The sequence below is a fragment of the Coprococcus sp. AF102-57 genome (genome assembly GCF_027686195.1).
Lineage (GTDB): Bacteria > Bacillota > Clostridia > Lachnospirales > Lachnospiraceae > Allocoprococcus > Allocoprococcus comes.
Window position 1 is genome coordinate 18518 of sequence record NZ_JAQCSY010000017.1, and the last position, 20727, is coordinate 39244.

The following is a 20727-nucleotide window of genomic DNA, read 5'->3' on the forward strand; positions in this document are numbered from 1 at the left end:
TTATTTCACAACTCCTTCCTGCCAGCGAAGCACTATTCTCTTGATCACATTCAGTATAAAGGTAACTGCTGTGAAAATAAGACAAATTAAAACGATAGCTGCATACATTTTAGAATAGATCGCCCATGATTTCTGCCACTGGATATACCATCCAAGACCTGCCTCGGCTCCCATCATCTCAGCAACCAGAAGTGCTGTACAGGCAGAACTCATTCCCTGTGTCATCCCCTGAAGAATGTTTGGCATTGCATGTGGGATTGCCACCCGGAATACCAGCTGGTGACCTTTGGCACCTAATGTTCTGGCCGCTTCCAGATATGCCTTGTCTACATTCTGGATACCGGTTGACGATGCGATCGTAAGTGCAAACCATACACCAAGAGCGATGATAAATACACTTCCTTTAAACAGTGAGGATACCAGAACCATGATGATCGGGATCCATGTTGTGGAAGGGATCGGTCCAAGCATCTTAATAATCGGTGAAACCCAGTAGTTAATCCTTTTGCTGTATCCACAGGCAACACCTGTGATCAGTCCAAGGATCGCTCCAATAAAATATCCCGTGAATAATAATCGCAGTGAGTACAATGTACTTTTCAATAACAGTGCCCGGTCATCAATGATCGCACACAAAATCGTATTCACACATGGGAAGAACGGCTGTTTTAAAATACCTGTCTTAACCGTCAGAAAATCATACAGCATAATTACCAGTATGATCACAGAATAAAGCGGTGCTTTATGACGTACTTTTGCAAAATAGCTTTTATTCAGTAATCCTCTCACTACCATGATCAGATATAATGCCAAAAAAAAGCAGACGACAATAGTAAACACATGCGGATTAAAATTCTGAACGGCATCCGGCATCAGATAATATACTAAAAACATAATTATCGCTGCAAAATACGGACAAAAACAAATTACCACATCCAACATATGTTGCATCTTCGTCTTCGGAGCACTTTCCATTTCTAGCAACTCTTCTCTCGTAAGCTGTCTTTTACTCTCCATTTTTCATTTGACTCCTTTGTAAATTTTTACCATTTCCTTTAAATGCTTTTTAACTATATCAGCATTTTGCACAAATGTAAAATTGTTATTTCTTATATACAATTTGATTTATTACAATTTTCTATAGTTTTTATCTGGTAAAAGTAAACTTATTAACCATAAGTATGTTATACTAAATACAATAAATTTTTAAAGGAGATATGAATTATGAATTCACAAAAATTATCCGGAGCAGTTTCCTGTCTTGCAGCAATTCTTATTCTTGCAGCAGATAAGATCTTTGCCCCGGTATGCAAAGGAACCATGGAACTTACAAACGGAGGAGAATGCATGATGCGGTGTCATTATTATGGAATTGCACTGTTTCTTTTCGGTCTGCTCCTGCTTGCAGAATCCGTTCTTCTTTTCTTCGGAACACACGATTTTAAATTACCGGTTGTCATCATTATCACTGCTGTTCTGATCCTGCTTCTTAGCAATACTTCAATTGGCATTGGTATTTGTGCCAAGGCAGGTATGATGTGCCACAAAACTGCTCTTTGGGGAAGAATTGGTGCTGTTCTGGCAATCATCGGTGCCGGAATCAATCTCTTTGTACATAAATCACAGATGCCACAGGCGAATTAGGATTCACGCAACAACATTTCAAACAGAATATCTGATTACCTTTCCTGTAATCTATAATCAGGAGTCAAAACTTTATGTGTACGCAAAGAAGCCGGAGTCTGACCGATAACACAACTGCCTATATTCAGGCTTTTCTGTTATCAGCCAGATCCCAGCTTCTTTTTTCGCTCTTTAAAGTGTTTCTGCCACTTTCATATTTGCAATCAGTCCCCGCAGCTGAATCAATGAAGAATATCCATCAGTACAGTCATCAATCTTTCCATTTGCCGCAGGATGGAAATAGCGTCCTTCCTTCTCCGCTCTCTTTCCCTCGGCAATTACTTCTCTCAAAATCTCCCTGTCTTCTATCCGCCTTTCTTCCGGGATTTCATTGATGATGAGCATTGGTGGCTTTACCGTTTCTGTACCGTTTTCTGCCTTTCCCTGCAGTTCAACTTTTTCTCCACAAAATACATAGCCGGTACAGTAATTTCTTTCTGTTCCGATCACCTTCACTCCGTGCGATATCAGCCAATCGATCGTTGCTTTCCGGTCCAGCATATCTTTTGGTCCTGCCGAGATCAGGATCACCGGAATCTGCTGAAGAGCCGGAAGATCCGGGCAGAGTTCTTCTCCTTTGATGTCCCCGATTCCACCCATTCCACAGGTAATTGCAACCGGAATTCCCATTTTCACACAGACCGCCATTGTCCCGGAAGCGGTAAGTGCGCCTGATTGCTTTTCCACTAATGCCTTTTCCAGCAGATCACAGTCAATTCTTGGATAAGCGGATGCCCGGCTTCTAAATTCAAGAAACTCATCGATATCCCCGATCCTAATTTCCCCATGATCAATCCAGGTGATCTTTTTTCCCGGATCTTGCCATTCTTTTTTTATTGTTTCATTTGATACCGATTTTAATCCATGTGTCAATAATGCTGATTCTACTAAATATTCCATCTGTTGTTATTCCACCTTTCTCCTTCTGGATATCAATCCCGTACTTTTTCTCATCATATCATACTTTTACAGCTCAAATTAAAAAACCGGATAAAAATTTGCATTTCTACCCGGTTCCTGTATTATTTCAACAATTGCATCAGCTCTTCAAAAAAGCTTTTTGAGGTTTCTTCTGAAATCGTATAATCTGACGTTATCTCTTTAATGATCTTTTTCAACCATTCGTCCCATTTCATAGTCCACCTTCTTTTCCGCCAAAGGCTTCTATTTTGTATTGTCTACCGCATCCTCCACCAAAGAGTAATCGGCATTATCGCCCACAACATCTGCGTACAGATCATCCAGTGTCGGGTATCCATAATATTTCCATACCATGCTGGAAATACCGTCTGTCTTTGCATCAGTCTTGATCTTAAAGAAATTGCCAGGTGTTCCATAGTCAGACAGGTCAATATCTGTATTTCCTTCCCCGTCTGCAAGAATCGTTCCATAATGCATATACCAGTAAACATCATTCACCTTGTCATAAGATCCATCATCATTACTGTACTGATCCCGTACTTTTACATGATAAATAAGATACAGTTCATTTCCATTGCCCACAACAGGCTCCAGCAGATAATCTCCCATATAAGTAAGGCTCTCCAGAGATTCGGAATCTACCCAGCTGCTCTCCACATGATCATTGTATTCCTGTTCCGCCCGGTCCTTCATTTGCTGCATTGTATCATCATCGATGTCACTGGCTGATGTGACATAATACCACAGTCCTTTTACGGTATATTCTTTTTCCCATTTTTCCGGCAGCTTTCCTATGTTGGCGGCATAGCTGTCTGCCATAGATTTATCCAGATATACTTTAATCTTGTCTCCGTTTGCCAATGTTCCATTTGATGCATCTGTCTGAAAATCGGCAGATGTAAGATCAGATTCTGTATAATCAAATGAAACGGCTCCTCCCGGACTTATTCCGTTAAATGATACCTGCAGGTCTTTGAATGCATCAAATGTCTTAACCTCTTCCAGCCCTTTGACTTTATAGGTTTTATTTTTATATTTCAGGTTGCATTTCACATATTTTGCATAATCTTTATTGACATTCCAGTTGTATTTGACTTTATCTTTGTTGGAAAGATTGCTGTCCGATTTCATTTCCACACTAACATAGGACTGCAGTACCGCTACCGGTGATATGGAATCTGTATTTTTTCCATACTGTTCTTCAAATTCTTTTGTAAACTTCAGTCTGGAATCATATTTTTTCTGAATCTTCTCCCAGTCGATCTGCGGATATACATTTCCATATCCGTTATATCCTGTTGTTTCAAAGGTGACATACTTGTTCAGATCGATTGTTCTTCTTGCACGCGATATCAAAAACCCTGCTGCGATCACTACAACGACAACCGCACATGCCAGACCGATCAGGAACTTGTTCAGTCCTCTTGATTTTTTATGTGTGAGTGATTTTGTTTCTGCTGTACTTGTTAGCGTCTCTTCTGTATTCCGGGCGACCTCTTCTTTCTGCTCTTCTGCATTCTGGACAGCCTCTTCTTTCTGTTCTGCTACATTTTTAGCAGGTTCTTCCTGTTCCAGTGGTTTTCCGCATGTTGCACAGAATCTTGAACCATCTGGATTCTCAGTTCCACAATTTTTGCACCTCATATCTCTTTTACATCCTTTCTGTATGCTATATTTTTCTCGTTTATATGATACCAGGGTCAAAAGGTCAGAAAGCCGATGCAAGCTTGCTTGCAAGAGGATTTTTGACCTTTTAACCACAACATCTTTATATTATTAAGACGAGTCAAAATCCGGTTTGGTTTTAAAAAAAAGAAAAAATTTTTATTTTTTTAATAATGACTGATCTGGTTGATGATCTCATGGTATGAAACAGCTTCATTGCCCAGTGCTTCTGGCTTTCTGTTTCCAAACAATTTCTTTAATTTCTTTTCATATTTCTTTTTTGTGACTTCTTTTTCAGCCAGTCTTTACATTTGTTTGCCACAATGCAGTTGAACCAGCTTTTCAACCGCTTTGGATCCTCAATCTGCTTCAGATTTCGGAATGCAGAAATATAGGTATCCTGCATTACATCCATTGCATCCTGCTCATTTTTCACCATCTGGAGTGCGATCGCAAACCCCTGCACATAAGTCAGATTGTAAATTTTCTCCAGAGCGTTCTCTTCTCCGGCGGCAGCTTTTTCTATCATTTCTTTCAGATCATTTTTTTCTTTATAATTGACATTCTTCGCTCCACAGTTTCCGCAGAACTTCTGGTCACTCCTGATTTCTTTCCCACATCTGGTGCAATACATGTTTTTCTGTCCTCCAACGCATCAACCGGTCGTTCCTGTATAAGCACAAATCTTTGACTGGCTTGTCATATACATAAAAGACCGGATAGAATAACTCCTATCCGGCTTTTTGCATATACTCTTTCATTTTTTCATATTCTGACCTGCATTTCATCACTCGATGCTTTGCCTTCTAGTTTTCCTCAGTTGCCTTATCATCTTCTATTTTTGTTCCACAGTTTGTACAGAATACAGCCCCCTCTTCCAGCGGCTTTCCACAGGACTTGCACACTTTCACTTCTGCCTTTTCCTCCGGTTGTTCTGTCGGTGCTTCCAGTGCCGCTCCACAGTAAATACAGAATTTACTTCCAGGGTTCACTTTCTTTCCACACTGCGGGCAGATTTCTTCTGTCGATAATTTTTCAATTATCTCTTTGTTGGCCGCGATCTCATCCTGCAGGGATTTGATCTGTGCGGCAAGCTCCGGCATCTTTTCCACGCATTCGTTCCGGTAATTGGCATAATATGTACTGCCTATCTGATAAATGACTTTTTCAATTTCTTTTTCTTTTGTCTTATTTAAATTTGTCAGGCGGAAAATCTCTGTCGCATCCTTTGCCTTCTGTGATAAATCCTGACCGGTTTCTGTCAGGCTGCTTTTCAGATTATCAAAAAATCCCATTTGTCTCATTCCTTTCTGTAAATTTTATCTTACCACTTTTCTTGCATTTATCAATAAGCAATTTATATAATTTACAGCTTCTTTACATTCTTTCAAAATCATGATTCAAAAAAAACAAACACTTTCTTCCAGTATTTTTCCGCAATCGTATTTTCCGCATTGAATATCTCATGCTTGGATTCCGGGAACTTCACAAGCTCGGCACTTTCCGGTCTGTTCTTGTTTAGTTTTCGCACAAAACGTTCCTGCGCTGCATTCGACACCAGATTATCCTTGCCTGCTGAAAAGAGCATGACAGGTGCTTCGATCTTCTTCCATCCGGTCTTTTCCAGATACCGGTTCAGACGCATTGCATTTCCGAGCCATCCATAAGACGGTGCGTTCAGATGATAATGGGCTTCCTTCGTCCTTTTTTCTTCATAATACTCAAATCTCGGACGGGAAAGGGAGCAGCTCTCTTCAAATTTTCCTGGCTCCTTGTATGGCTTCTGACCGACTACATATTTTTTGTTCCTTCCCACCTTGCAGGATGTCTTTGCGATCGCCTTTGCCACATGCCACGGCACCCCTCCGGTCAGTGGGCGGATCATCGGTGACGACAGAATTACCTTCTCAAACATTTCCGGTGCTCTTGCCGCAACTGCTGCCGCAATTCCACCTCCCATAGAATGTCCGTACAGATAAATCTTCATCCCCGGATTGTCCTCTTTTGCCTTCTTGGTTACAAAGATAAAGTCCTCTACATAACGTTCAAATCTGTCCAGATGCACCAGGGATTCATCTTCTGTCAGACGATAGCTGAAGCCATGTCCGCAGTGCTCCGGAAGATATACGCTAAAACCTTCTTTTGCAAAATAATAGGCGATCTCCTTATATTTTTCCGCGTTTTCAATAAATCCATGTGACAACATCACAACCGCATGTGGGTTCTCCGGAACATAATGCATACAGTGGATCTTCTGCCCTGCATGTCTTTCCAGATAGAATTCCGTTCCGATAGATACAAGATACGGTTCTACGATGGTCTGCATTTCTTCTTTGTAGTTACTTTCCTGTAAAATAGGTGTCTGCATGTGTGATAACCTCCCCGATAGATTTTGGTTCGTACTTTTTATTTTCTGATATGATTATAGCAGAGAGGGGAACTCTCTGCTATAGGATTTCTGTATACAGTTCTTTAAAGTTGTTTAAAATTATAAAGTTGCGCTTTTTCCACTTACATAATTCAGCAGTATGATCCAGAAAATGATTATTTCCTACAAGAAAGTAGTTATAAATCACTCCCGTTGTCTGATCATCCCATGTAGCATCCAGCCAGTAATACTTTCCGTCATCCATAACTGCATGACTTTCGAATATCCTTCACATACCGCTTTCTTTGTAGATGTCATTGCTCCCGCAATGGAATGTGCCGGTCCGATTTCATTCATATGATCATAATCGTAATCAATATCCTGTGCTAACGCATCATGAATTTTTTTACGATCGTATAAGTGTCATCTGTATCCAGAATTTTGGACAAATAGACATCTTCCCCTGTCTTCATAATCTCTTCCAATGTCTGAAACCTTTTACTCCAGGACACATATTCTTCCAATCCATTAAGCACAGTAACAATACTGCATTCCCGTTTTCCAGTTATTCTCCTGCTTTTTACATTATAATATCATGCTTTTCAACACTCATTGTCATTTTCTTATCGCTGAAAAAATAAATATCTTTCGCATTCAGAGGCGTACAGATTGCAGTGGTCGCCGTCTGCTGTCCATCATTAATAAAAAGTTCGATCGAATGATAATCCAGGATAAACCGCATCTTTTTAAGCCCTGCCGGATCCTCAATTCTGAATTTTCGTACACATACCACATCTTTTGTAACACCGCAGTATGTACGGTCGATTTCCAGAAGTCTAGTTTCCTTATTATAGGTATAACTCGTTTCATACTCACTATCTGCTGCCAGTTTGATAGAAAAGATTGTATTTTCTCCATCTTCCAGTGTCACCGTAAGATCAATTGTGCGTCCCTCTACTCCTGCAAGCACTGTCTCGCCTTCGATTTCTGCGTGTTCATAGCAACATGGATTCTGATGATAATTTTCCAGTTCTTTCACCGGATTCTGCCAGATACGGTTTTCTTTTATCTCCAATTCTCTCGGAAATGTCATCATTCCCTGCCAGTCCTGCGAATTCGGTATCACACAGGCATCCCATGATTTCATCCATGCGATCATGATCCGTCTGCCATCCGGAAGTTCTGTTGTCTGTGGAGCATAGAAGTCCATACCATAGTCAAGTGTATGCGGCTGTTCTTTGCTGAATCTGCATCTGTTTGCATCGTAGTCTCCCAAAAAATACACCGAATTATGTCCATTGTGAAACTCATATTTCCGCGCCTTCATATCCTGTGGCGAACAGATCAGCACATGTCTGTCTTTTAAAGCAAAGAAATCCGGGCATTCCCACATCGTTCCTATATCACCATTTTCATTTGATGCCAGAATTGTCTCAAATTTCCAGTCTGTCAGATTTTTGCTCGAACAAAGCACAACTTGCCCAACCTGATTATCATTCTTATTTCCAACGATCAGATAATAGGTATCGTTTTCTTTCCAGATCTTCGGGTCACGGAAATCAATCCGGCTGCATCCTTCTGGAAGCATCTCACCTGTCACAACCGGATTCTTTTCATACTTTACATAATCTTTTCCATCACCAAATGCGATACACTGATTCTGCCGTTCCTGCTCACTTCCATCTGCCTGCTTTACTCTGGTAACTCCGGTATATACAAGTACATGCTTTCCATCTGCTTCGATCGCACTTCCGGAAAAACATCCTGCCTTATCATATTCCTGATCCGGTGCAATCGCTGCCGGAAGCTGCTCCCAGCGGACCATATCATCAGTCACACTATGTCCCCAATGCATTGGTCCCCACTCTCTCTGATATGGATTGTACTGATAGAACAAATGTATTTTCCCATCATATACGGAAAAACCATTCGGATCATTGATCCATCCGGTCGGTGCCGTAACATGGAACAGTGGTTTGGTCGTTTTCTTTACATACACTTGTTTTTCTGTCTCATAATTTCTTGCTTTTTCTAACATCTCACTCATGCATTTTCTCCTGCTACTTATTCTCTTCTGAAAGCGATTTCTGGTACTGATCGAAATACTTCTGTTTAATAGCCAGATAATCGGAAAGTCCGTACTTTTCCATTTTATCAAGGTAAGAATCCCACTCTTTTTCGATTCCACCATTTAAGATCCAGTCGGCTTTCTTCTGCTCTGCATATTTTTTGATGTCGGTATCATACTGTGACACTTTATTGGTATCTTCGATACTCATGAATACATTTGGATATACATATTTGCTGTTCATATCTTTCAGAAAAGTGCATGTAGCCGTCAGGCCACATGCACTTTTGCATTTTCCTATCTTCTATTCCGCCAGCACTTCTTCCGCAATATTTCTGGCATGGTCGGAAATTCTTTCCAGGCATACCAGAGAATCAAGGAATACCACTCCGGCTTCTGTGTTACACTGCTGGTTGGTAAGACGCTTGATATGCTTTGCGCGGAGGGAAATCTCCAGCCCGTCTGCCTCTGTTTCTTTCTCGATGGTCTTTAACGCACTTTCGCGGTCATTGGACTCAAAGGCTTCCAACGCATACAGATAACTTGCAATGCAGACATCCAGCATCTTGTTCAGATGTTCCACTCCAACCTCAGAGAAATCCACCTGCTTTTCCAGCAGTGATTCCGCGAACTCAGAAATGTTTTCACAGTAATCACTGATACGTTCCATATCTGACACGATCTGGAGCATATGCGCCACCTCTTCATGCTCACGTTCATTGATCTGCAGAGTCGACAGCTTGATCGCATAAGATGTGATACCGGCACTTAACCGGTCTACCTTGCTTTCTTCTTCCTTCAGGAACGCAATCTGTTCTTCTTTTCGTTCGAACATAACTTTTCTTGCAACCTCCAGAGAATCCGCAACCACATGTCCCATTCGGACAAGCTCAGAAACGGTTGACTGAATCGCGATACCAGGGGTCTCCAGCATACGGTCATCCAGAAGGACTACACTTTCATCCTGTACCTCTTCTTCCACATGTCCGATCTTCTTGGCAAGCTTGATGATCCAGTCAGAAACCGGGAACAGCAGAACGGTTGTCACAATATTGAATACCGTATGCACCATACTGATCTGTGTCTGGGTGATATTTCCATGCGCCCATGCCGGATTCACAATACTCAGATATGCGATCGCAATAATACTGAAAATGATCGTTCCGATGATATTAAAGATCAGATGCATCAGCGCTGCGGTTTTCGCATTTTTCTTTGCACCCACACTGGACAGGATTGCAGTTACGCAGGTACCGATATTCTGTCCCATGATAATATAGATTGCTGCGCCAAACGGTACAAGACCTGCTGCTGCAAGGCTCTGCAGGATTCCGACCGATGCAGATGAGCTCTGGATGATCGCCGTAACTGCTGCACCCGCCACAATTCCAAGCAACGGATTGTGTCCCAGTGATACGAAAATATTGCAGAATGCTGCATTATCTTTCAGTGGTTCCACCGCTGAGGACATGGATGAAATCCCGACAAATAAAAGTCCGAAACCAACCACAATACTTGCGATATCTTTTGTCGAACGCCTCTTTCCGGTCAGCATAATGATCACACCGATCATGATCGCAACCGGTGCCAGATTGGACGGACTTAAAAATTTGGCCCATTCCACACTGGATACCAGCCATCCGGTAACTGTTGTACCGATGTTCGCACCCATGATAACTCCCATCGCCTGCTGAAGGTTCATGATACCGGCATTTACAAAACCAACTACCATGACGGTCGTCGCAGATGAGCTCTGGATCACTGCGGTAATGAACGCTCCAAGCAATACGCCGAAGAACTTATTCTTTGTAAGTGCTTCAAGCAATGACTTCATCCGGTTGCCGGCAGCATTCTCCAGCCCCTGTGCCATGATCTGCATTCCATAAATGAACATACCAAGGCCTCCGACAAACGGAATAATGATACTTGTGTACTTCATAGTCGTGTTATCTCCTCTTATGTACTTTTTCTTTTTCACTCTGATTCTTATTTTACAGGCCATTTACACAGCCACGATTTCATCTTAACATCATTTTTCTCTCTGTACAATAAATTTTCTTTCGTAGTTCTGACGAAAATTATTCTCATTACTCCTTCATCTTTGGTTCAAATATCCATGATGCAATGTAACCAAAAATCAATGCGCCGCTGATTCCTGCCGCACTTGCCTTGAATCCTCCCAGAAAAATTCCGATAAATCCTTCCTTATCGACTGCCTCTTTTACTCCGTTCCATAAAGTATTTCCAAAACCGAGCAGTGGCACGCTCACGCCTGCCCCCGCATACTCCTGCAATGGTTTAAATATCTGTACAAAGCCAAGAATGCAGCCAAGTACCACCAGGCTTACCATGACTCTTCCCGGCATCATTTTCGTCCGGTCAAGCAGGATCTGCGCCAGTGCACAGATGAGTCCTCCTACCCAGAATGCATTGATATAGTCCATTTTCTTTCCTCCTTTAACAATGTTCCAGCACAATTCCATGTGCAATTCCCGGAACACTTTCTCCTTCATTGAAGCTGACCGTCGACATCAGCGCCCCCGTTGGTACAAAAAGAATCCTTTTCCACTCCCCCGATATCAGCTGTGGCATAATATATGCTGCAAGAGTGATCGCCGCGCAGCCGCAGCCGCTTCCACCGGAATTTGTATGCTGTGTCTGCTGATCGAATATCGTCATTCCGCAGTCCATATGATTTTCTTTGATATCCAGCCCTTTCTTACGAAGCAGGTCAAATAAAATCGATTGCCCCACATAGCCCAGGTCTCCGGTAATGATCCGGTCGTAATCCTTTTCACCTCTTCCAAAATCCATAAGATTCTGCAGAATCGTATCACACGCTGCCGGTGCCATACACGCTCCCATGTTCTGTGAATCCTTCAGCCCATAATCCACAATTTTCCCAATCGTCACTCCACTGATCCGCACCCGGCTTTTCTTTTTTCCTACCAGAAAGGCTCCGCTTCCTGTCACTGTCCAGGTAGAAGAAAGTGGTCTCTGATTCGCATAGCCAAGTGGAAAACGGAATTCTTTTTCTGCACTTCCAAAATGACTCGATGTTGCAGCAAGCACCAGATCTCCATAGCCTGCCGCCACAGTCATTGCAGCAAGGGCAAGTGCCTCTCCGGATGTGGAACATGCGCCGAAAAGACCAAACACCGGGATCTGAAGTTCTTCCGCCCCCATCGATGTAGCAATTCCCTGTCTTAAAAGATCGCCGCCAAAGAGATAGCGTACCTCCTCCGGCTGTACTCCCGCATTTTTCAATGCCAGCTTACACGCAAGCTTCTGCATTGTTCCTTCTGCAAGCTCCCAGGTTTTCTCTCCGAAAAGGTCATCCTCCGATGCAATATCAAAATATTTTCCAAGTGGTCCTTCTCCTTCTTTTTTTCCGGCAACCGATCCGGCGCTTACCAGATACGGACTTTCCGAAAATGCAATACTCTGTGTTCCTTTCATCGCATTCATGTCCATCCCTCCTTGCTCACACAATTCCGATCAGCGTCCCAATCCAGTAGAGCAGTCCCAGAACCCAGCTGGTGAAAACTCCGTACAGGATCACAGGTCCTGCAATCGTAAATATCTTGCAGCCAATTCCGAAAACCTGCCCCTCTTTTTTGTATTCAATTGCCGGCGCCGCAACGGAATTGGCAAATCCGGTGATTGGCACCAGTGCTCCCGCTCCTCCCCAGTTCGCGATCTTCGGATAGATTCCAAATCCGGTCAGCACCACACTTGCCAGGATCAGGATCAGTGAACACCAGCTTGCAGAAATATCCTTTGACATTCCCGCCTTTTCGCACGCATTTAAGATCGTCTGTCCAATCGTACAGATGATCCCGCCGGTCACGAATGCTTTTGCCATCGCAGGTCCAGGCTTCCTGACCGGTGTTTTCTCTTTTACATATGTTTCATACTCTTTTTCTTTCTCTTGTTGCTTCATTTTCTCCTCCAGTTACCATCTTTTATAGAAAAACAGAAGTGCTCCAAGGCTTTTCCCAAGCGCCATCCCAAAAATCAGCCATGGCACACATTTCAGAATTTTGATCCTCCGGATAAAAATCGGAAAAATATTCAGAATTTCCGCAAGTGCCATTGACCAGCAACCAACAAAAATTCCGGAAAAAAGTCCAAACACCGGAACGATCCATTTGCCGCCAGGCATCGCGAGCCCGTATACCCAGAAAATATTTCCAAGGATCCCACCTGCCATAATGCAGTTTTCATACAGCATGACATGCTTCCCGGTATGTGTCCGGTCTGCAAAATCTGACACTACGCCAAGTCCGATAATAAATGAAAACAGTCCTGCCGCGACTGCAAATCCGGATGCAAGACCAACCACCGCCACCAGAATCTGCCTAATCCACATCGACTTCTTTTTCCTTTCTCGCATAAGCTTCGATCAAAGTTTCCTGAATATCATTTTCATACAAACGCATTTCCACTTCCATCGGCGTCGGATCTGCTGTAAATTTCTTTCTTCCTAAATGATTGAAGAAAATCAGGATCCCTACGATCAGCCCGATGCAGTAAGTCAGCTCTATCAGGGTAAATCCATTCGATTCTTCTCCGGTAAGAAGCAGATAAATCCGGGAAAACATCTTTGTCACCGACACATCATTGTTAAATGCCATGATGGAAAATGCTGCTCCGATAAATGTGATTCCCGCAACTACAACCACTTTAATTCCCTGCCAGATAGCATTTCGTTTTTTCTCCCCTTCATAGGTAATGATCAGGTCACTTTCTCCTTCGTTCTGAATCTGTAGTCCGGGAATTTCCCGATGGATACATTCTATGATTTTCAGAACAGACACCACATATCTGTGCTGTTCTTTTTTCGGGATTTTCAGGATCCGCAGTGGTTTAATCCTGTTCATGATGGAAGAATTGCTGCATTCCATTGTCAGGATATCTCCTAATGTCACATTTGGTTCTTTCACCTCGGTATTCTTTTCCCCTTTGATATAAAGTATTTCATTTCCCGAAGACATCTGTATCCGTCCTTTCTTTTACCGGTAGTGCCTGCCAGATCAGCGTTCCTTCACTTACCTGGTCTGTCCCCCGGACGTCATTATAATAGTAGATCATTCCGATCAGAACAGCTGTCAGCAGGGCACAAAGAACACAGCCCCATATATATTTTTTTCTTCTTTCCAATCGCATCCGCCTCCTTTGTGATCTGTTTCAGATAGGAAATAGTATCCCTGTTTTTCCAGAAAACATACATCCTTTTATTCTTTTGCGTGTTCCCGCATGGTTTTCAGGATCTTTTTCTCCATCCGCGATACCTGCACCTGTGAAATTCCAAGCTCTTCGCCGATTTCTGTCTGCGTCTTATCTGCAAAATAGCGCAGATACAGAAGCTTTCTCTCGTCTTTTTTTAATTCTTTTATCAGCTCTGTAAGCAGAAAATGATCCAGGATCTTTTCTTCTGCACCGCCTGTATCTGCAATCTTTTCCAGCAGCATTACTTCATTTCCATCTTTCATACCGACCGGTCTGTGAAGCGATTCCACTTCTCCTGCTGCCTCCATCGCCATCACCAGCTCCTCTTTTTCCACACCCGTTTCTTCCGCAATTTCTTCCAGCAGCGGTTCTCTTCCAAGCTTTTCCGTGAGCGCCTCCTTTGCCTGATATGCTTTATATGCAATCTCTTTTAAGGAACGACTGACCTTCAACATCCCATCATCACGCAGGAAACGCTTTATTTCTCCCGTGATCATCGGAACTGCATAGGTTGAAAATTTCACATCATAGCCCAGATCAAACTTATCGATCGCTTTTAAAAGCCCGATGCTTCCGATCTGAAATAAATCCTCTGCCTCTGTGCCCCGTCCGTAAAATCTTTTCACCACACACCAGATCAGACCGGTGTTTTCCTCCACAAGCTGTGCCCTCGCATTTTCATCCCCTTCGTGAGCCCGTCTGATCAATGCGATTGTGTGGTCCATACAGCTTCCTTCTTTTCCTCTCCTGTCGTTTTCTTCATCCAAACCGTAGTCCCTTTTCCAGGCACAGATTCCACCTGTACTTCATCCATAAATGCCTCCATAAATGCAAATCCCATCCCGGACCGATCCATATCCGGTCTGGTCGTATAGAGCGGCTCCATCGCCTGCTCCACGTTTTTGATACCAACGCCCTGATCCTTCACTGTGACCGCAATGGTCTTCTTATCTTTTTCAATCCCGCACCAGACCGTGATCTTTCCGGACGTCCGTCCCTCATATCCATGGATGATGCTGTTCGTCACTGCCTCGGAGACCGCCGTCTTCACGTCTGCCACTTCCTCCAGAACCGGATCCATCTGCGTCATAAACGCAGCCACTGCCACCCTTGCAAATCCCTCATTCTCCGATCTGCTGTCAAAAACTACTTCCATCTCGTTAAAATATTCCATTACATCATTCCCTCCTCATAAATCTGTATGATCTTCGTCACGCCGGACATATTCAGAATCTGCCGCATCCGTTCACTTGTATGTATCGCCCATACTTCCCCGCCAAGAAGAAAGATATGCCGGTACCGTCCCATGATCACTCCAATCCCGGAACTGTCCATAAAATTCGTCCTTCCAAAATCAAAGATCACATATTTGATATGTTGCTCCTCGATCACTTTATCCGCCTCCCGTTTGATCTCCTCCGCATTGTGATGATCCACCTCCGCCGGAAGAAAAATCGTAAGACAATTTTCTTTGATCTGATACTGCATTTTTGCTTAAACCCCTTTCTGTCTTTTTTATTTATACAAATACGCCAATAGCCTTGATGGATTTATAAAAAGAGTGCGCATTTACGGTACATAGTGCCTTTTGTTTTATAGGAAGTTCCTTCGGAATTTCCTATAAAACAAAAGAGAAAGTAACGCCTTTTTTCGCTACTTTCTCTTTTGTGCCTTTTATATTTTATTGTCCCTGGGTGCCTGTTCCACCGGAAGTATTCTCCGAAGTTCCATCTGATCCCATTGCATCCAGTGCGCTCTGTGCCGAATATGCTGCCTGTGTTCCCGGATAATCGGTCGCTGCTTTTTCGTAATTGCTCTTTGCATTGTCCTTATCACCTTTACCGGCATACGCGTCTCCAAGAAGCTTGTACACACCACCATCACTATAAGAGTCATCCATCTTCTGGATCTTTTCAAGATCCGAAATGGCATCATCATAATTTCCACTCTGCACTTCATACTGCGCGGTCGAATACAGGCTCACACATACTCGCGGGAACACGGAACCGGAGATCGAATCGTAGATTTTCTGTCCCTCTTCTCCCAACGAATCCCTGTTCAGTCCAAGCAACGTATCTGCCATATCCGCATTGCTCGTTGTTCCGCCATAATACTGCTGATATACCTTGATCAGGGCATCATAGCTGTCCTGTGTGGATGCGGCGGTCTGCTTTGCCGATTCTACCTCATCACTGCTGTTACGGTATCCCTCCAGTTCATCCTTAAGCGTCTGGATCTGTGTCTTCTGTGAAGCTATCTGCTCGCTTAGTGCAATGACATTCCGGTTTTTTGTAGACGACTTTGTCTGGTTTACCGCCGGAGCGATCAGGAACCACACCACTGCCGCTCCAACCACCATACCGATCAGAATATTGACAACTGTCATCACTGCCGCATTGTCTCGCAGTGTTGCTGCAGGCTGGATGATCGTCTCATTTCCCAGATTGTATGTGACAACCGACTGTCTGCCATGCTTTTCCTCTTTAATATGTGCAACCTGCCGATTCCGCTGACGGTTCAGCTCATGCATATACCGGAGCGTAATATCATTCGTCACATCCAGCTTGAGTGCCGTCTTCAGGCTCTGTCTTGCTTTGGAATACTGTCCGGAATGCATATAAAGAAGTGCCAGAAGCTGATATGCCTTCAGGAAAGACGGATGTGCCACAACCACCTTTTTCAGCTGGATGATCGCAAGATCTTCTCCATTCTGTCTACAGTATCCAAGACACTGGTTGTATTTGTGAACTGCCTGATTCACCTTCTCCAGCTCACTTGGATTATCCTGAACCTTACTGATATAGTAGCTGGCAATATTCTCTGAAGCCCTGAAGTTTTTACTGATGATCCACTCTACAAGAGCCTCCGCTACTTCTCCACGTCCATAATAGACAAGTCCGAGAAGATTCCTCGCTGTGATATTTTCTCTGTTAAACTGCAAACTTCTTTTTAACGACACAATTGCCCCGGACAGATCCCGGATCTGCGCTTTCTTCAGTCCATCATTGTACCAGTAGTTCGACTGGTACTCGAGTTTCTGCTTATAGTCCATCAAAATCTCCCCTATTTTTTCTGATCCATCATCTCTCTTAAGATATCTGTCATATCAGACAGATCCTCCTGATATACTGCATTCTCGATATCTTCTACTTCCAGACTTGGTTTGAACTTCTTAAGTTCTTCTTCAAAATTAAGCATCTTCTCCTCCTATCAGTTCTTTTAACTCCCCTACCAGATAGAGCGACCCCAGACAGTAAAGTTTCCCTTCGCTGCCCTTTTCATTCAGTGCACGTGTAAATGCATCAGCAAGCGTGTCCTCCCGATAGACCGGTCTGTCTGTATACTTCCGGAACAACGCGGCAAGTGTATCTGCCTGCGCTCCCCTTTTATTGTCTACTTTGGCAATGACATAAGCATCTGCTTTCAATTCTCTGCATAAAAGCTCGATCATATGACTATAATCCTTATCTGCAACGGCTGAAAAAAGGATTATCAGTGGATGGATTTCCCCTTCCACCTCTCTTTGCATCCGGATACTCTTTGTAAATTCACGGATTGCCGCAAGATTATGCGCCCCGTCAAAGATAACTCCGGGAAGAACCTCTTCCATTCTTCCCTGCCATTTAACAGATGCAACCACCTTCTGCCATTTGCAGATTTCTGCCTTGTCACCAAATGTATATCTCATCGCCCGGATTGCAAGTGCTGCGTTCATCACCTGATAGATTCCGGTGCTAGCCACCTGCCATACGGTATTATTATCATACTCATCCAAAATAGAAAAAGCAATATGTTTGTCTGTAATTTCTTGAATTTTCAACGCATCTTTTTCCATTTTATACCACGGTGCTTCTACATTTTCGGCAGTTTCTTCTATAACCCGACTACTTCTTTCATCAGAGCCGTCAAAAAATACCGGTACGCCTTTTTTGATGATTCCGGCTTTTTCTCCCGCGATCTTTTCAATCGTATCTCCAAGGATCTCTGTGTGATCCAGTCCGATCGATGTGATCACGCTCAGGAACGGATGCTCGAAGGAATTAGTCGCATCCAGCCTTCCTCCAAGTCCTGTCTCCAGTACAATATACTCTGCATCATTCTCTTCAAATGCAAGCATACCCATTCCATACAGGAATTCAAAATAAGAAGGATGTTCCAGCCCTTCCTTTTCCAGTTCTTCTGCCACCTGCCGCACCTTTGCAAAAATCCGGCAGAAGGTATCATCGTCAATATCTTTTCCATTGATCCGGATCCGCTCGTTGAGCTTCACCAGATGTGGTGATGTAAAAAATCCAACACGCTTTCCCTCAAAAAGAAGAATCGCCTGCATATATGCGCAGACGCTTCCCTTTCCGTTCGTCCCTGCCACATGAAGAACCTTTCTTCCCTGGCAGGGATTCCCCAATCTTCTCATAAATTCACGGGTATGCAAAAGCGTATGCTTCTTTGTAAATTTTGGTATGTCCTCTATATATCGGACTACTTCTTCATACTTCACAATCTTTCCCGTCTTTCTTAAGCGGAACTCTACTGCTGCCCGCTCTTTTCTTCTTTATTATTCTGATCCTGCTGTTCTCCGGACTGTCCGGCATTTTCTGTCTTCTGCTGATCGCCGTCCGTCTTTACAGAATTCTTCTGTTCTTTTTCTTTCTTTAGCTGTTCTTTTACTTCATCTGTATATTCCAGGATTTTTCCATCCATGTAAATATATTCGCTTGAAGTCCTGAAGATGGTATTGCTTGATCCGACCTGGCTGACCGTAATGATGTCTCCATCCTTCAACTTACTGTCCGGAAGTTCGATCCTTGTATTATTGAGGAAAGTAGATTCCTGCTTTTCATCATTGATGTAAACCTTGCTCCATTTAGTAAAGTTTGTTCCGTAGAGGCTATAGGTCTCATCCAGATTTTCTACAAGATCCGTGAGCGTAACCTCCTTGATCCCCATCTGCATATGGCCTTCTGTGATCGGCGGCTTACCATTGTATACATACTGGTCTCCATACAGAATATCATACTGTAACAGCTCCAGATCCTTCAGATAATCCTTTGTCTGGCGTCTCTGCTGGTGATAGTTGAATACCGTACCGGAATGTAATCCCAGGCGGTCCATCACATCCGCCATGATCTGGTAGGACGGAATGTTCCGGTCCTCTTTCTGAAGTCCAAGATTGTCCCAGATCACATAATTTGTATTGTACAGATAACGGTTCTTCATATCCTTTGCTTCCAGTCCCATTGTCGGCAGATGGTCACCATAGAATACGATCACAGTCGGCTCACCGCGTTCTTCCATCATTTTTACCAGATTACCGGCAAACTGATCCATCTCATATACCTGGTTCACATAGTATTCCCAGGCATTGTTCTTCTCTTCTGTCGGTGCTCCTGTTACGGTGATCTTCGGGTTCTCAATCACCTTTTCTGTCGGATAATTTCCATGTCCCTGTACACTGACTGTAAATACAAAATCCTCCTGCTCGGTAGAGTCCAGAGCGTCTTTGATGTGCGTCAGAAGAATATCATCCTTCGACCATCCATTCTCTGTTGTCTGGAGAATATTCATAAACTCTTTACTTGTAAAGCTGTCAAAACCAATATTGTTAAATACCTTCGCACGGCTGTAGAAATTACCACCGTTGTTGTGAATCGCATGGGTTCCGTAACCGAATGCAGAAAATGCAGTTGCTGCACTTTCACATACCTGATTCTTAAGCTTTGTCTTATAAGGATACTCGCCCGGTCCGAAATAACGCAGGTTCATACCTGTCAGCACTTCAAATTCTGTATTGGCTGTTCCGGCTCCTACGGAAGGAACCTTAAAATATCCGGAAGAATAATTTTCAAACATCTTGCGCAGATTCGGAATCGGATCCTCTGACATCTGCAGATCTTCATATTCAATAGGATCAAAGAAAGATTCCAGCTGTACAAACAAGACATTCGGTCTCACACCATTGTCGGATGTGCTCTCTGTCATCTCTCCATTATCCGTGATCTTCTCGATCGTGTCTTTGTTATAATCATTCGGTTCTGAAATACCTGTATTAAAAAGGCTGGCTGAGAAACAATACGGAAGTCCGTAATCCTGATAAGCAAATGCGATATTTCCAAAGTAAGTAGAAATAATCCTCTTATCTACAGCAACATTTGTCAGTACAGAATATCCAAAAAACGCTGCAACAACAATAATCAGCATCGGGATCCTGTGCATCTTTCCTTCATACTGTCCGGCACGTCTCCACATGGCAACCAGCCAGATGAGCAGTGCCGGAACACCAATTCCCATCATCACAAGCTCTGCCACCGAGAAATAGTTTGTAAACAGTGACAGTCCTTCTGTAAATGTCTTTAGATCCTGTGCATTAAACGGCGTAACACGCTTTGCCAGCATCACTCCGTTGACAACACCCAGAAAGAGCCACAATGCACTGATGATCAGCCGTGTAAACACCCGGCGCCGCACCAGATAAGCGATTAAAAGTGTAACGAAAATCATTCCGGCATTGTACAAAAATACCAGCGGTGTTCCTGTCATATACTGCCAAGCTGCAATTGCAGAATGTCTGGACAGTGCTTCAATGATAAAGTTAATGATACAAGCCCACAGTGCCTGAAGCGGCAAAGAGAACCGGTTCATTATCTTATAGTACGGTGCCATCTTTTTTGCGAATTTGCTGTTTCGCCGCTTTTCAAGAATCTGCTGTCTTCGCTCATGCTGCTTTTTTAAATGCGCCTTTATATCTCCTGGCTTCATATTCTTCAGCTTCTGCCATTTTCCTTTCAGATCC

At 43.3% G+C, this 20727-nt stretch carries 23 protein-coding genes and 1 pseudogene; 1 reads left to right on the forward strand and 23 read right to left on the reverse strand.

Annotated features, from left to right (window positions below; all coding sequences use genetic code 11):
* Positions 1-1017 carry an ABC transporter permease gene (locus PGZ10_RS11290; RefSeq protein ID WP_022220966.1) on the reverse strand — a complete coding sequence of 339 codons (1017 nt, stop codon included), beginning with the start codon at positions 1015-1017 and terminating at the stop codon, positions 1-3.
* Positions 1018-1224: 207 nt separating this feature from the next.
* On the opposite strand from PGZ10_RS11290, the gene PGZ10_RS11295 reads away from it, so the two are divergent.
* Complete coding sequence (locus PGZ10_RS11295; RefSeq protein ID WP_270541474.1) at positions 1225-1644, forward strand: DUF4418 family protein; 420 nt, start codon at positions 1225-1227, stop codon at positions 1642-1644.
* A 171-nt stretch (positions 1645-1815) separates the two neighbouring features.
* On the opposite strand, the gene PGZ10_RS11300 is transcribed toward PGZ10_RS11295, so the two are convergent.
* From PGZ10_RS11300 to PGZ10_RS11405, 22 genes and pseudogenes are all read right to left on the reverse strand, one after another.
* The gene (locus PGZ10_RS11300) at positions 1816-2583 is read right to left on the reverse strand and encodes a pseudouridine-5'-phosphate glycosidase (protein ID WP_270541475.1); all 768 of its coding nucleotides are present in this window, start codon (positions 2581-2583) and stop codon (positions 1816-1818) included.
* 264 nt (positions 2584-2847) lie between these two features.
* Positions 2848-4248, reverse strand: a complete 1401-nt coding sequence (locus PGZ10_RS11305; RefSeq protein ID WP_270541477.1) for a zinc ribbon domain-containing protein — start codon at positions 4246-4248, stop codon at positions 2848-2850.
* A gap of 277 nt (positions 4249-4525) precedes the next feature.
* Positions 4526-4903, reverse strand: coding sequence for a sigma factor (locus tag PGZ10_RS11310; RefSeq protein WP_270541478.1), 378 nt, complete (start codon positions 4901-4903; stop codon positions 4526-4528).
* Positions 4904-5075: 172 nt separating this feature from the next.
* A complete protein-coding gene (locus PGZ10_RS11315) occupies positions 5076-5564 on the reverse strand; it encodes a zinc ribbon domain-containing protein (RefSeq protein ID WP_270541479.1) in 489 nt (162 codons plus the stop codon).
* A 98-nt stretch (positions 5565-5662) separates the two neighbouring features.
* A complete protein-coding gene (locus PGZ10_RS11320) occupies positions 5663-6637 on the reverse strand; it encodes an alpha/beta fold hydrolase (RefSeq protein WP_270541480.1) in 975 nt (324 codons plus the stop codon).
* A 204-nt stretch (positions 6638-6841) separates the two neighbouring features.
* On the reverse strand, positions 6842-6994 hold the full coding sequence (locus tag PGZ10_RS11325) for a hypothetical protein (RefSeq protein WP_270541481.1): 153 nt from the start codon (positions 6992-6994) through the stop codon (positions 6842-6844).
* Positions 6995-7217: 223 nt separating this feature from the next.
* Positions 7218-8684, reverse strand: coding sequence for a glycoside hydrolase family 32 protein (locus PGZ10_RS11330; RefSeq protein WP_270205890.1), 1467 nt, complete (start codon positions 8682-8684; stop codon positions 7218-7220).
* Between the two features lie 13 nt (positions 8685-8697).
* Positions 8698-8961 (reverse strand): annotated as a pseudogene (locus PGZ10_RS11335) (ABC transporter substrate-binding protein); the annotation flags it as partial.
* Positions 8962-9009: 48 nt separating this feature from the next.
* On the reverse strand, positions 9010-10644 hold the full coding sequence (locus PGZ10_RS11340) for a Na/Pi cotransporter family protein (protein WP_044999060.1): 1635 nt from the start codon (positions 10642-10644) through the stop codon (positions 9010-9012).
* A gap of 148 nt (positions 10645-10792) precedes the next feature.
* The gene (locus PGZ10_RS11345) at positions 10793-11149 is read right to left on the reverse strand and encodes a SpoVA/SpoVAEb family sporulation membrane protein (protein WP_270541482.1); all 357 of its coding nucleotides are present in this window, start codon (positions 11147-11149) and stop codon (positions 10793-10795) included.
* 13 nt (positions 11150-11162) lie between these two features.
* Positions 11163-12173 carry a stage V sporulation protein AD gene (gene spoVAD, locus PGZ10_RS11350; protein ID WP_022220979.1) on the reverse strand — a complete coding sequence of 337 codons (1011 nt, stop codon included), beginning with the start codon at positions 12171-12173 and terminating at the stop codon, positions 11163-11165.
* 16 nt (positions 12174-12189) lie between these two features.
* A complete protein-coding gene (locus tag PGZ10_RS11355) occupies positions 12190-12648 on the reverse strand; it encodes a SpoVA/SpoVAEb family sporulation membrane protein (protein ID WP_008372960.1) in 459 nt (152 codons plus the stop codon).
* Positions 12649-12660: 12 nt separating this feature from the next.
* Positions 12661-13077, reverse strand: coding sequence for a stage V sporulation protein AB (locus tag PGZ10_RS11360; RefSeq protein ID WP_022220980.1), 417 nt, complete (start codon positions 13075-13077; stop codon positions 12661-12663).
* Positions 13067-13702, reverse strand: coding sequence for a stage V sporulation protein AA (locus PGZ10_RS11365; RefSeq protein ID WP_022220981.1), 636 nt, complete (start codon positions 13700-13702; stop codon positions 13067-13069). The genes PGZ10_RS11360 and PGZ10_RS11365 overlap by 11 nt, the downstream gene beginning before the upstream one ends.
* A complete protein-coding gene (locus PGZ10_RS11370; protein WP_044999057.1) occupies positions 13686-13868 on the reverse strand; it encodes a hypothetical protein in 183 nt (60 codons plus the stop codon). Before PGZ10_RS11370 ends, PGZ10_RS11365 begins: the two co-directional genes overlap by 17 nt.
* Before the next feature lie 74 nt (positions 13869-13942).
* Positions 13943-14662, reverse strand: a complete 720-nt coding sequence (gene sigF, locus PGZ10_RS11375; protein ID WP_270541483.1) for an RNA polymerase sporulation sigma factor SigF — start codon at positions 14660-14662, stop codon at positions 13943-13945.
* The gene (spoIIAB, locus tag PGZ10_RS11380) at positions 14641-15111 is read right to left on the reverse strand and encodes an anti-sigma F factor (RefSeq protein ID WP_270541485.1); all 471 of its coding nucleotides are present in this window, start codon (positions 15109-15111) and stop codon (positions 14641-14643) included. Before spoIIAB ends, sigF begins: the two co-directional genes overlap by 22 nt.
* Complete coding sequence (locus PGZ10_RS11385) at positions 15111-15425, reverse strand: STAS domain-containing protein (protein ID WP_008372950.1); 315 nt, start codon at positions 15423-15425, stop codon at positions 15111-15113. The genes spoIIAB and PGZ10_RS11385 overlap by 1 nt, the downstream gene beginning before the upstream one ends.
* Before the next feature lie 193 nt (positions 15426-15618).
* On the reverse strand, positions 15619-16989 hold the full coding sequence (locus PGZ10_RS11390) for a tetratricopeptide repeat protein (protein ID WP_008372948.1): 1371 nt from the start codon (positions 16987-16989) through the stop codon (positions 15619-15621).
* Between the two features lie 11 nt (positions 16990-17000).
* Complete coding sequence (locus PGZ10_RS11395) at positions 17001-17135, reverse strand: hypothetical protein (protein WP_022220983.1); 135 nt, start codon at positions 17133-17135, stop codon at positions 17001-17003.
* Entirely contained in the window at positions 17128-18435 is a 1308-nt protein-coding gene (locus PGZ10_RS11400; protein WP_270541486.1) for a bifunctional folylpolyglutamate synthase/dihydrofolate synthase, read from the reverse strand. The genes PGZ10_RS11395 and PGZ10_RS11400 overlap by 8 nt, the downstream gene beginning before the upstream one ends.
* 29 nt (positions 18436-18464) lie before the next feature.
* Positions 18465-20693 (reverse strand): LTA synthase family protein, encoded by a 2229-nt coding sequence (locus PGZ10_RS11405; RefSeq protein ID WP_117823585.1) that lies wholly within the window; start codon positions 20691-20693, stop codon positions 18465-18467.
* Positions 20694-20727 lie beyond the last annotated feature (34 nt).

Excerpts from the sequence above, each read along its gene's own strand:
- PGZ10_RS11395 (WP_022220983.1), bottom strand. The coding sequence starts at position 17,135 with ATGCTTAATTTTGAAGAAGAACTTAAGAAGTTCAAACCAAGTCTGGAA.
- PGZ10_RS11315 (WP_270541479.1), bottom strand. The coding sequence starts at position 5,564 with ATGGGATTTTTTGATAATCTGAAAAGCAGCCTGACAGAAACCGGTCAG.
- PGZ10_RS11360 (WP_022220980.1), bottom strand. The coding sequence starts at position 13,077 with ATGTGGATTAGGCAGATTCTGGTGGCGGTGGTTGGTCTTGCATCCGGA.
- PGZ10_RS11340 (WP_044999060.1), bottom strand. The coding sequence starts at position 10,644 with ATGAAGTACACAAGTATCATTATTCCGTTTGTCGGAGGCCTTGGTATG.
- PGZ10_RS11345 (WP_270541482.1), bottom strand. The coding sequence starts at position 11,149 with ATGGACTATATCAATGCATTCTGGGTAGGAGGACTCATCTGTGCACTG.
- PGZ10_RS11390 (WP_008372948.1), bottom strand. The coding sequence starts at position 16,989 with ATGGACTATAAGCAGAAACTCGAGTACCAGTCGAACTACTGGTACAAT.
- PGZ10_RS11330 (WP_270205890.1), bottom strand. The coding sequence starts at position 8,684 with ATGAGTGAGATGTTAGAAAAAGCAAGAAATTATGAGACAGAAAAACAA.
- PGZ10_RS11365 (WP_022220981.1), bottom strand. The coding sequence starts at position 13,702 with ATGTCTTCGGGAAATGAAATACTTTATATCAAAGGGGAAAAGAATACC.
- PGZ10_RS11355 (WP_008372960.1), bottom strand. The coding sequence starts at position 12,648 with ATGAAGCAACAAGAGAAAGAAAAAGAGTATGAAACATATGTAAAAGAG.
- PGZ10_RS11405 (WP_117823585.1), bottom strand. The coding sequence starts at position 20,693 with ATGAAGCCAGGAGATATAAAGGCGCATTTAAAAAAGCAGCATGAGCGA.
- PGZ10_RS11325 (WP_270541481.1), bottom strand. The coding sequence starts at position 6,994 with ATGAATGAAATCGGACCGGCACATTCCATTGCGGGAGCAATGACATCT.
- spoIIAB (WP_270541485.1), bottom strand. The coding sequence starts at position 15,111 with ATGGAATATTTTAACGAGATGGAAGTAGTTTTTGACAGCAGATCGGAG.
- PGZ10_RS11305 (WP_270541477.1), bottom strand. The coding sequence starts at position 4,248 with ATGAGGTGCAAAAATTGTGGAACTGAGAATCCAGATGGTTCAAGATTC.
- PGZ10_RS11300 (WP_270541475.1), bottom strand. The coding sequence starts at position 2,583 with ATGGAATATTTAGTAGAATCAGCATTATTGACACATGGATTAAAATCG.
- PGZ10_RS11385 (WP_008372950.1), bottom strand. The coding sequence starts at position 15,425 with ATGCAGTATCAGATCAAAGAAAATTGTCTTACGATTTTTCTTCCGGCG.
- PGZ10_RS11320 (WP_270541480.1), bottom strand. The coding sequence starts at position 6,637 with ATGCAGACACCTATTTTACAGGAAAGTAACTACAAAGAAGAAATGCAG.
- PGZ10_RS11310 (WP_270541478.1), bottom strand. The coding sequence starts at position 4,903 with ATGTATTGCACCAGATGTGGGAAAGAAATCAGGAGTGACCAGAAGTTC.
- PGZ10_RS11290 (WP_022220966.1), bottom strand. The coding sequence starts at position 1,017 with ATGGAGAGTAAAAGACAGCTTACGAGAGAAGAGTTGCTAGAAATGGAA.
- sigF (WP_270541483.1), bottom strand. The coding sequence starts at position 14,662 with ATGGACCACACAATCGCATTGATCAGACGGGCTCACGAAGGGGATGAA.
- spoVAD (WP_022220979.1), bottom strand. The coding sequence starts at position 12,173 with ATGAATGCGATGAAAGGAACACAGAGTATTGCATTTTCGGAAAGTCCG.
- PGZ10_RS11295 (WP_270541474.1), top strand. The coding sequence starts at position 1,225 with ATGAATTCACAAAAATTATCCGGAGCAGTTTCCTGTCTTGCAGCAATT.